The sequence below is a fragment of the Frankia tisae genome (assembly GCF_025403405.1).
GTDB classification, from domain to species: Bacteria; Actinomycetota; Actinomycetes; order Frankiales; family Frankiaceae; genus Frankia; species Frankia tisai.
Map to the genome: position 1 here is coordinate 1 of NZ_JANEZT010000215.1, position 11,425 is coordinate 11,425.

5 protein-coding genes are annotated in these 11,425 nt (G+C 70.0%); 1 reads left to right on the plus strand and 4 read right to left on the minus strand.

The genetic code is table 11. The annotated features are described in order from the left end of the window. From NBZ85_RS19580 to NBZ85_RS19595, 4 genes are all read right to left on the minus strand, one after another. On the minus strand, positions 1-3,895 hold a 3,895-nt coding region (locus tag NBZ85_RS19580; protein WP_261562370.1), incomplete at its 3' end, for a DUF6079 family protein. 108 nt (positions 3,896-4,003) lie between these two features. Then, entirely contained in the window at positions 4,004-5,581 is a 1,578-nt protein-coding gene (locus tag NBZ85_RS19585) for an ATP-binding protein (RefSeq protein ID WP_261562371.1), read from the minus strand. 97 nt (positions 5,582-5,678) lie between these two features. Further along, on the minus strand, positions 5,679-9,293 hold the full coding sequence (gene pglX / locus NBZ85_RS19590) for a BREX-2 system adenine-specific DNA-methyltransferase PglX (RefSeq protein ID WP_261562372.1): 3,615 nt from the start codon (positions 9,291-9,293) through the stop codon (positions 5,679-5,681). A 605-nt stretch (positions 9,294-9,898) separates the two neighbouring features. Then, positions 9,899-10,705, minus strand: a complete 807-nt coding sequence (locus NBZ85_RS19595; protein ID WP_261562373.1) for a class I SAM-dependent methyltransferase — start codon at positions 10,703-10,705, stop codon at positions 9,899-9,901. Between the two features lie 234 nt (positions 10,706-10,939). Here NBZ85_RS19595 and NBZ85_RS19600 point away from each other — a divergent pair. After that, positions 10,940-11,425: toll/interleukin-1 receptor domain-containing protein (locus tag NBZ85_RS19600; RefSeq protein ID WP_261562374.1), on the plus strand; the 486-nt coding region annotated here is incomplete at its 3' end.

The following is an 11,425-nucleotide window of genomic DNA, read 5'->3' on the forward strand; positions in this document are numbered from 1 at the left end:
GAGTAGGGGTGGGGGCGGGGGTGGCGAGGGCCGCGGTGGCCCGGCGGAGCAGGGCGGTCGCGTCGGCGCGGGCTTTGCTGAGCACCGCGGCGAGCGGCGTGGTCAACTCGTCGACGGCGCCGGCGGCGCGGATCCGCCCGAGGATCTCTCTGGCCTCGGCCTGGTGGGGTTCGGCCAACCCGGCGATGACGCCGAAGGTCTCATCCCAGGGGGCCGACCTGATCGCGGCGGCGACGTCGCCGCCGCGGCTGATGCTCACGGCGAGCCGCTTGGCCGGGCCGGCGAGCTCGGCGCGGGCGAGCCTGCGGACGATCTCCGTGCCGGCCCTGGGGTCGTCCAGTGCCAGGAGCAGGTCGCGGGCGGCCCGCGCGGTCCGCAGCCGGCTCCCGCCCGCACCGCCCGTACCGTCGGCGTCGTCGGCCGCAGCGCCGCTGGCCGCAGCGTTGTCGGCTGCAGCGCCGCCGGCTGCGGCGAGGCCGGTGCGTGGGTCGAGCCCGAGTTCGACGGCGTGTTTCTCCAGGGCGTCGACCAGCTCCTGGCTCGTCGCTCGGCGGGGCCGGGCCGTCCCGACCAGCTCCTCGGCGAAGCCGCGTAGGAGCCGGCCGCGTAGCAGCGCCGGCGGCTGCACCCCGAAGATGACCTTGGCGCGTTCGCCGGCGGCTGCCCAGTCGGCCGCGTCGGGCAGCGGCTGCTCGCGCAGCGTCATGTCCCTGGTGATCGTGTTCAGCTCGGGCGGGGTCGCCAGCAGGCCGCCGTGCCGGTACCAGGCCCGGTCGGTCTGCTCGGCGAACGCGGCGACGACCAGGTGCGCGACGTTGTCGTCCAGGCCGCGCGGTTTCGGCTCGTCGATCCAACGCAGCAGGTCGCCGACCCGCAGCTCACCCGGCCCCGGGCCGCCCGCGCCGCCTGGGCCGCCCGCGCCGCCTGGGCCGTCCGTGCCGGCTGGGCCGTGCGTGCCGCCGATGCCCGGCGAGCCGGAGCCGTCGGCAGCGGTCTGGGCGGCCCGGCGGGTGAAGTGGCCGACCCACTCGCGGCCCAGCTCGAAGCGCACCTCGTGCATCACGCCGAGCCCGAGCGCCGGCGCGATCCGCCGGATCGGGATCCGGTCGCCCCGGGCGACCTCCACCGAGCCGCCGTCGGCCTCCGCGGCCCTGGTCACGTAGCCGAGGACGAGCTTGAGGTCCGCGGGCTTGACGGGTGTTGCGGTCTGGTCGGGGTCGAGGTCGGGGTGGCCGGGGAACTGGTCGGCGAGCAGGTCGCCGACGAGGCGGCGGACCGCGTCGCGGAACGATGCGCCGAGCGGCAGCGTCGGGTTCAGCCCCGGCCACAGTGCGCGCAGGTGATCGCTGTAGTCGGCGGTGACGTCCTGCTCGTCCTTCGACGTGAGCCCGTAGGCCGAACGCAGCACGGTCCGGGTCTTGGTCAGCAGCGCGTCGTAGCGGCTTTTCAGCACGCCGCGGGCGCGCTGGCGGTCGTCGGCGCTCAGGTGCTGGGCGTGGCTGTCGAACCGGTGCCCGCCGCCGGCGAGCAGGTGGTCGAGCCGGACGAGCATCCCCAGGTCGGCCAGCCGCGCGGCGGTCAGGTCGGCGGGAATCCAGCAGACCGTCCGGTGCTGGACGTCCGCGCCGCGCAGCCGTTCGACGCGGGCCCGCGCGTAGACCGGCCCGTCGCCGGTGTCGTCGAACGGGTAGTCGACGACGAGCCGCCACGCCTGCGGGTCGACGGGGGCGAGCTGGTCGTCGCGCAGCTCGCGGCCGCGGACCGAACCGAAGATGACCTCGGCGGAGCGTTTGCTGCCCTTCCAGACGAGGTCGAGCCGGTCGCCGTAGACGTCGCCGGTGACGGTGACGCCGAGGTCCTCGACGAGCAGCCGCCGCACGAGCGCACGCCGGTTGCCGGCGCTGTCGTAGGCGACGGCCGAGTTCAGGATGCTGTCGACCTCGACGTCGACGAGCTCCAGCCCGACACCCGGGTCGCCGCCCTCCACCGGGACGTATTTGATCTCGCCGAACTGGCCGGCCCAGCGTTCGACCTTCTTGCCGGCGAGCCCGGCTTCGCCGCCCGGGATCGGGCTGGTGATGCTGCCGTGGTTGAGCGCCGACAGCCGCCGCGGGGTCAGGTTGCGTAGCGCCGGGACGCTCGGGGCGAGCGCGGACAGCAGCAGCGTCTTGACCAGCCGGTCGTCCGCGGTGAACCGGCGGACCTTCGTCGCCAGCGCCGGGTCGACGCCGACGCTGGTGCCGACGCCAACTCCGGTGCCGACGCCAACTCCGGTGCCGACGCCGGCGGCTCCGGTGCCGACGCCGGTGCTGACGCCGGTGGCCTGGGCGCGGCGGACCTGGGCGAGGGTGTCCTCGTCGAGGCCCTCCGCGTCGAGCAGGTAGGGGCGCAGCTTGCGGGCGTAGAGCTTCTGCGCCGCGTCGAACTCGGCCTTCAGGACGTCGGTGAACGGGGTGTCGGCGCCGCGGGTGATGACGTCCCACAGGTCGCCGAGCGGGACGACCTGGCCGAGGCGCAGGTCGTCGCGGTGGTCGACGAGCAGCTGGCGCATGAGCTTCAGCGCCGTCCGGTTGCGCTGCAGGGCCGCGGAGACGTGGACGAGGGTGTCCATGAACGCGGGGCTGAACGGGTAGGACAGCTGGAACGCGTCCCGGTCGGCGCCGAGCTGGGCGCCGCCGCCGAGCATCGTGTCCCACACCTCGGCGCGGACCTTCGCTGTCGTCTCGAACGCGCGGGCGACCGCCGCCGCGGCGTCGGCGTTCAGCGGCTTCAGCAGCCGCCTGTTGGCGATCAGCGGAAGGTTACGGTCCTCCAGCACGATCTTGTCGAACCGGCCGTCGGCGAGGGTGAGGACGTCGAGGAAGGACAGCCGCACGTCGCCGGCGACCTGTTCGCCGACGAGTTCCCGCAGGTCCCGCTGGCGGGCGATGAAGCTGACGATCGGGATCGGCCGGGCACCCAGGCCGCCCTCGACGAAGTTCGTGACCTTCTGCACCTCGCGGGAGACGAACGCCTGGTCGCCCATGTTGTTCGCCAGCCACAGGATCAGCTCGTCGAGGAACAGGACGACGGCGTCGTAGCCGAGGTCCTTCGCGTGCTGGGCGATTTCGGTGAGGCCGGCGTCGAGGGAGACGAAGCCCTCGGCGTCCTCACGCAGGTCGCGGAAGGTGTTCGCGAACCAGGTCGAGAGCAGGTCGGAGACCAGCCGGCGGCGAGCCTTGCCGTCCGGGGTGCCATCCGGGGTGGCGTTCGGGGCGAGCGCCGCGTCCAGCTTGGCGGGCGTCCAGGAGGCGTCGTTGCCCCAGTCGTCCGGCTCGCCGCCGTCACCGGAGCCGGCCCGGTTCAGCTCGGCGAGGAAGGTGGCGTCGCCGACCTTGGCCCGCACGCTGCGGGCCTCGTCCAGCAGCGCCCCGGCCCGGTGCACCGCCGGGATCGGGGCGTCGGGGTGCAGCCCGCGCAGGTGGTCGGCGTAGCCGCCGAGGACACGCTGCTCGATCGACTTGGCCCCCAGCAGGTGGAACGGGACGAGCAGGAACTTCTTGCCGCCCAGCTCCGCGTCGTGCTTGCCGATGACGTCCGTCAGGCGATCGTCCAGCGTCCTGGCGGCCGGCTCGCCGCGCAGCAGCGCGTGCAGCACCGCCATGAAGTGCGACTTGCCGGAGCCGAACGAGCCGTGCAGGTAGACGCCCTTCGACGTCCCGGTGCTCACCGCCTGCGCGATCAGGCCGAGGGCCTCGTCGAAGTTCCCGACCAGCCGGTCGGTCACCACATAGCTGTGCAGGGTCGCGGCGTCGGTGACACCCTCGGTGAGCTTGAGGACGAAGTCGCTGTCGGACGTCCGCGGTGGGATGTCGATGACCTCGCGCAGCAGTGGCTGGGACGACGGGCTGGTCAATGCGCTACCTCGGGTCAGGGTGGTGGGTTCTGGTCGTGCGATCCGCTCGTGCGGTGGGATGAGGCCAATCAGAATATCCGCGGCGGGTCCGCCGTGTGCATACCGCCGCTATGCCCGCAGCAGGGTGATGGTGCGTCCGGCGGGGCTGGTCGTGCTGGTGATGGCCGTGCGCTCGGTGAGATCGGGGGTGTTCGGACGCTGGTCGAAGATGATGAGGACGCCGGTGGGCAGGCCGAGGCGGTCGAGGTAGCGGTCGAGCTGGGTCAGGCCTGCGCGCAGCGGGTCGGGCCGGCTGGCACGCCAGACCTTGAGTTCGAGCGCTTCCCGCTGGACGCGGCGGGTGCCGTCGCCGCTGGTGTGGGGCCAGCGGATGAGCAGATCGATCCGGCCGGAACCGACGCCGTATTCACGGTCGACGTAGCCCCCACCATTGACGACGCGTTGGAGGAAGCCCATGAGAATAAGCTGGGGGGCGGCTTCGTCGTAATAACCGCCGGAGACGAGGAAGTCGCCGTGCTCGGTCCAGAAGTCGATGAACTCGTCGAGCATGCGGGGCAGGTCGAAGGTACCGTCGGGGCAGATGAAGGACCGCGGGTCGGCGGTGACGCTTTCCTGGATGCGGCTGGCGAGCACCCGGGCGACGACCTCCTGGTAGATCGGGTTGGCGAGCCGGACCGGCGGCGTCGGGGCGATCAGGCCCAGGTCACGCAGGTAGGCGATGTCGTCGTCGTAGGGCTCGAGCGTCAGCACGTCCCCGGCCAGCACCGGGCCGAGGACGCGCCGGACGCGGGGTTCGGCGAGCCGGGCGGCCAGGGAGTCCAAGTGGGTGGCACGGGCCAGGATCAGCCGCTCCTTCGCCTCCTCCACATGCTCGACAGTGATCGGCTCCGTGGCCGGGACGGCGATCTCCTCAACGACCTCGCGGGCGAGGGCGTTGACCAGCCACGGCTGTCCCGCGGTCAGCTCGATCGCCCGCTCGAGGGCGGCCGAGGTGAACTCCTGGCCGGTGTCGGCGGTGTGCTGGGCGTAGAGGCCGCGCACCTCGTCGGGGGTGAAGTCCCCCAGCCGCAGCGACTTCAGTTTGATGTTGAACGGGCTCGACGTCCCCAACCGAGAGGGATCCCCGCCAGCGGCGCTCTTATAGTCGCGGACGTCGCGTAGGCCGCACAGGGCGACCGAGGCGGGGAAGTCATCGGGGCGGCTGCTGTAGCCATCCCGAAGCTGGCTCAGGACGCTGATCAGAGTCATCCCTCGCAAGGCGTCGATCTCGTCGAAGAACAGCACCAACGGCCGTGGGCAGCTGCGGGCCCACGCGGTGAGTGCCGCGGCGAGCAGGGCGCCGTCCGGTGCCTGTGGCCAGGCCGGCGGGAGAAGGTCCGCCGGCAGGGTGTTCTCTGCGGCGGTTCGGATCCGAGCGAGAATGGCGCGGCTCGCGGCGCCGACGTCATCGTCCCACGCCCGGCCGGTCTCACAGGACAACAGCAGCGCCGCGTACCGGCCGGACGCGGTCAGCTCATCGGCGAGCGCCCGCAGTGTCGTGGTTTTCCCCGTCTGCCGGGGCGCGTGGACAACGAAGTACCCCTCCTGGTCGACCAGGCCGGGGATCTCTGCCAGCCGCGCCACCGCCGGGATCATGTAGTCGATTCCGGGCCGGCACGGGCCAGCAGTGTTGAACCGGCGGCTCATCGCTGTCAACCTCCATAGGCCGGGGAGCGGGTCCATGCTCCGTCATCACCCTATGCGTCGGTGTTCATGGACCAACTCTGCGTGCCGGTCGGCCGGTTCAGAGCGCTCCGGTGTTCTTACGCCGCCCGCCGCGGGTGGTCGCCGGCGGACGCCAGTCGGTGAGGGCGTCCGCGGTGAGATTGTGGCGGCCCGTCGCCTCGGCGAGGAAGGCGTCGTAGACCTCGGCGGGGGAACCGTCGTAGAGCGGGTCGACATCGTTGTGCCACTGGCGGACCCAGGGCATGACCTCGCGCAGACCGGCGAGCAGCGGGGTGAGCTTCTCGGCGCCCCAGCCGTCGTTGTCCTGCCGCTCGACGATCAGCGTGGCCAGTGCCTGGGCCTGCTCGCGGTGATCCCAGCCCGCCCAGCCGACGAGCAGCGTCGGATCGTTGTCCGGGCCGGCGTGCGGGTAGGAGATGAACCGTTCCTTGGGGACGTCGAGCTTCCCGCGAGCCTTCCAGTAGGACGCCTTGCGGAAATCGGCCTGGGCGTACTTCGGCGGGACGGGAATCTTGTCGCGGATCCGCTTGGCGGCCTCCGGGTCCGCGGCGGCATCCTCGGCGCGCTGCTGATCCCACACCGACTCCCAGTCGGCCCGCTTCACTAGGCCGGAATCCTTGTAGCGCAGGGCGGCGAGGAACGGGACGTGCTCGTTCTCGACGAGGGTGGCGACGACCTTTGCCAGCTCCTCACCGGGGCGGTAGATCTCGGCGACGGCGACGAAGTCCGCGTCGGCGGCCAGCTCGTCGGCGAGCCGACCGGTGGTCCGCAGCCGGGGCTGAACCATCCCGTCGACGTCGGCGAACCACCGCTCGCGGTCCTCCAGCCGATCCAGCAGCCAGTCCCTGAGCGCCGCGTCCTGCAGCTTGTCCCAGCCCTCGGTGGCCCAGCGCCGCTTGTACTCAGGCCGCTCGATCAGCCCGATGTTGCGGTCCGCCTCGATGACGGCGATCCGCTTCTCCACCAACGCCCGATACTCGCCCGACCAGTGCGCGGGGAGTTCGATGATCGGGGTGGACCGGTGTAGGTGGTGCTTGAACCACGAAGTTGTGGTCTCTTCGGCCGCGACCCGCCGCGCCAACACGATTTCAAAGGCCCGCTCGCCCAGCTTCAGCTCAGGAACCTCGTCCATGGGCAAGGTCAGTTCGTCAGCAAGCAGGCCATACTGGCTGTAGACCTGCCAGTCCAGCTCATCCTGGAGTGCGATCATCCGGCCGCGCGTCGACAGCCACTCGGCCTGCGCGGCCGCCAGCCTGGCGCGAGTCGGCACCGCCGCGGACGCGACTGTGGCCGGGTTCACCGCCGTCAATCGCTGAGCGAGCCGATCCACTTCCCGCGCCAGCGCCAATGGGTGCTCCGCTGGCAGCGGAAACTCCTGCAGCTTGGTGCCAGTAAACTCGTAGTGGTTCTCCCACTCGTCGGCCGCCAGCGCCGCATAGCCGGCCTCGACCCGCGCGCCGCCGCCGGCCCCCTTGTTGTGGCTGACCTGCTTGAGCCAGAAGCACGCCGTCGAGCTGTTCAACACCCCCAACAGCCGCAGATGCTCCTCCTCCGACGCCCCCACCGGCATCTTGATCACTGGTGCGGTCTGTCTAAACACCCGGCCGGCTCTGTCCAGGGTGAACTGGTTGTGCGTACTTACGAACGCGAACGGGATGGTGTACCCGCCGTACCGGTTGACGAAGAACATCGAGTACGCCGTCCACGGCAGCCCCCGCTCGAGCTGTGTCTTTCCGAACGCGACGCGACCGCTCAGTTGAAGGCGGTAGGGCCACAGGAAGCGCTCGATGTGCTTCACCGCCGACACGGGCTGGAGATCGGCCTCTCGGTAGGGCCAAAGTGCATATGTCTCGTCGCGAAACTCCCAGTCCCGTAGGGACTCTCCACCCAGCAGCGGCTTGTGGTACTCGGGTGCGATCCGTCTCCGCCGGAGAGTGTTGCTACCAACGATGAATGCTTCGTTATCGCGAGTGACCGCGCTTGTTCCTGCTTCAGCTAGCGTGCCGAGGCGGAAGGCCGCGCGCTCCTCGATTAGGGCCGCCATCTCTGCGGACCCTCCGCCCGCGAGGCTCCATGGATGGCTCGAGAGATCGGCACGCACGATGTCGGCCGCAGACACCCACTCGCTTTCGGAGCCGACTAGGTTGACCTGACCAGCTATTGCCTGCCAGACCAATCCCTCGCTCGCCTCGGCTGGTGCCGTCGGCTCGCCGCGGATACCGAGGACGGCTCGGACAGTTCCGGCGCGGTGCCAGCGGTTCCACCGGCCTGCCAGGATGACCGTTGGTGTGCCGTGGCCCGGAATGTATGCGCCGGAGGTGTCGATGACGTGGGTTAGCTCGGCCTTGCCTGCGAAGAAATCCTGAATGAGTTTCTTGCCGAACTCTCGCTTCATGAACGAGTTTGCGGTGATCTGGCCTACTCTGCCGGCACCTCGTCCCTCCCCGTCGGCAAGCTTCGCTAGCTCGAAGAACCGCTGTGCGAACGGGACGGACAGCGCGTAGCTGCCTGCGCAGGCGTCGTACAGCTCCCGGTACAGCTCGTTGAGCTTCTTGTCCTTGACGGTGATGTACGGGGGATTGCCGACGACGGCATGGTATCGGCCCTCTTCGAGGATGCCGGGGTGGTCGGCGAGGTCCTCGGTGGCGTAGGCGAACTCGGCGAGCTCGTCGTGATCTCCGCCGAACAGGCCGAGCTGGCGGTGCTTGATCAACGAGTCGCCGACGGCGATGTGTAGCGGGAACATGTAGCCGGCCGCGGCGTCCAGGGTGGTCAGTCCGGCGGCGCGCAGGGCGGCGATGACTAGCCGGAACTTGGCGATCGCGGCCGCGTACGGATTGATGTCCACCCCGTGGACCGCGTCGAGGGCCAGCCGGACCCGCTCGAAGACGTCCCGGTCAGGGGCGTTGTTCTCCCACTCGGCGAGTAGCCGGTGGAAGGCGCCGAGCAGGAAGTGGCCGGAGCCGCAGGTCGGGTCGATCAGTTTGACGACGTCGTAGCCGAACTCGTCGATCGCCGGGGTCAGCGTCAGGTCGAGGATGAACTCCTCGACGAACTCCGGGGTCTGCAGCAGGGCGTACTTCTTACGGACGTCCTCGGAGAGGTCCTGGTAGAGGTCGCCGAGGAAGCGGGTGTCCCAGGCGTCGCCCATGAAGTCGTGGACCAGGGTGCCGGCCTCGGTGCGGCGGCGCCAGAAGGTGATCAGGTCCTTGGCGGCGTCGTGGGAGAGGGGGATCTGGAACAGCGCGTTGTGCCGCTGGTCGAACAGCCCGGCGCCGACCGGGACCTTCGCGATCTCGTCGAAGCCCGCCAGCAGCCAGTCGCGGGCCGTCTTGTCGGGGTTGCGTCGGTAGTACTCCTCGGTCCGCTCCTCGGCCAGGGTGAGCCGCGTCGTCGTCGGGCCGGTGAGGAACGGGTCGCCGATCAGCCCGTTGTCCTCGCAGAATCGGACGAACACCGTCCCCAGCACCCAGGCGGCCGCCGCCTGGGTGACCCGCTCGCCGAGCCACGCCGACCAGGTCGCTGCCGTCCGGCCGACCTCGAACGCCCGGTCGTACTCGGCCCGCAGCCGCGTCCCAACCTCGGCAACTGCGCTGACCTGCGCATTCAGGTCTTTTTCCAGCGCCTTCACCTGCCGCTGAGCGTCCTTCAGCAGCAAAACCCGGTCGATCAAGAACGTCCCCCCAGCAGACAGCTATCCGCCGGACCCAGGCAACTCGTGGCCAGGGTCATCCGACGACGGCACATCCCCGAGATCCTAATGGCACACCTATTGTGCCCATCATCCGTTGATGACATTGCCGTCCGCGTTGCTGCTATGCAGTCAGTGGCAGGCATTCGCGAGACGGGCGGGATGTGCTCAGCGAGCGGACGGTCCAACGCAGGGATGCACACGAAAATACGGTGATAGGAGCTTCAGGCCGGCGGATATTCTCTGGCTATGAGGATCGGCGGCAGGAGGAAGATATGAGCGAGAAGGTCCCGATGACACCGCGCCCAGCGGCGGACCTCAGGGACGCGGACGGTTTGTCGGCCGCTTGACCTGGGAGTTCGTCGCCACCCGCCGTCGACTGGACAAGCAACGTGCGCGTTCCGGCCATGAGCCTGGTAGTCGCCGCGTTGTGGCGAGCCCTGCCGTGACGCCCGCCGTGACGATCAGCGCGCCGTTGCGGCCCATGCTCCCGGCCGGTGCTCGTGGATGCGTCCACCGTGGCTCTCCCACGGAGGGTGCGCTCGAGTTCGGTGGAGGGTTGTGTTCGGCTGTGGCTCGACAGGCGTTCAGACCCGGATGAGGATTTCTCCGTGGAGCACGCTGATCCACCCGTCGGGGTGATCGGCCCAGCCATGCCAGGCGTCGGCGAGTTCGCGAAGGTCCTCACTGGTGGCCAGGTCCGAGGTCAGCAGCTGGTCCGCTACTGCGGACTTCGTGATCCGGTCGGCCCACATGTCGCCCCAGTCGCGACGAGCATTCGGGTCGGCATAGCACCACGTGGACGATGACGCCGTGACGTCGCTTGCGCCAGCGGCGTGCGCCCAACCGAGAAGGTGGCGTCCCGCGTCGGGTTCGCCCCCGTTCGCTCGTGCCGCCTTTCGGTAGAGGTCGCGCCACCGCTCGAGGCCAGCGCTCGCCGGGTGCCAGGTGAAGCCCGCGTAGTCGCCGTCGCGGGCAGCGACAACTCCACCGGGGCGACAGACGCGGATCATCTCACGCAGTGCGGCCACTGGATCTGCGACGTGCTGCAGCACCTGGTGGGCGTGGACGACGTCAAAACATGCGTCGGGAAGGTCCAGGGCGTGGATGTCGCCGACGAGGAAATCGACGGTGGTGCAGCCACGTCGAGCGGCTTCGGCGCGAGTGAGTTCCACAGTGGCCTCGGACGTCTCCAGCGCGGTGACTCGTCCGGGAGCCACACGCTCCGCGAGATCGACAGTGATCGTGCCAGGGCCGCTGCCCACGTCGAGCACCGACAGTCCTGGGCGCAGGTCCGCGAGCAGGTAGGCAGCGGAGTTCTCCGCGGTCCGGGTGCGGTGTGATCTCAGGACGCTCTCGGCGTGTCCGTGGGTGTAGATGGGGGCGTTGGGCATGAGCGGAACTTAACACTCTGTCCCATGGAATGGAATCCATATCTCACTATGTGGGATATCGTGGCGGCGGGCGGGCAACCGGGCCCCTGGCTTGGATTGCCGGGGTCCTCAGGCCGGGCGGTCACAGCGCGAGTCTCTCCCCTCCAGGTTCCATGAGGAATCGAACGGTTTGGGTGACTGTGTCATTCTGTTCGGGTGACGGGCGGGGGCGATGGTCGCGCTCTCGACGTCTTCGTGTCCCACGCCGCGGATGGGCTCGGCTGGGCTGAGTGGATCGCGTCGGCATTGGATGACGCCGGGCATCGTGTCACGCTCGCCGCCTGGGATGCGGCGCCTGGTACCCATCGAGTTTCCTGGCTGGATGGGGTGACGCGGCAGGCGAGCCACACCATCGCGGTGGTCTCGGACGGCTACCTGGATTCGTCGACGGCGCCCGCGGAGTGGGGCGCAGCCTGGTCGCCGCGGATCATGGGCGGCGATCGCCGGCTGCTGGTCGCGCGGGTGACGGACCGGCCGATCCCCGGCCTGCTCGGCCAGCTCGTCCCGATCGACCTGGTCGGCCGCAGCGAGCTGGCCGCGCAGACCATGCTGCTCGCGGCGGTGCGCGGCGAAGCCGGGCAGCTCGAAGCCGGGCAGCTCGAAGCCGGGCAGCTCGAAGCCGGGCAGCTCGAGGCCGGGCAGCTCGAAGCCGGGCGGGGTGAGTCCGGGTGGGTGGTGAGG

Coding starts and splice junctions, on each gene's coding strand:
- NBZ85_RS19585 (WP_261562371.1), bottom strand. CDS start 5,581: ATGAGCCGCCGGTTCAACACTGCTGGCCCGTGCCGGCCCGGAATCGAC.
- NBZ85_RS19595 (WP_261562373.1), bottom strand. CDS start 10,705: ATGCCCAACGCCCCCATCTACACCCACGGACACGCCGAGAGCGTCCTG.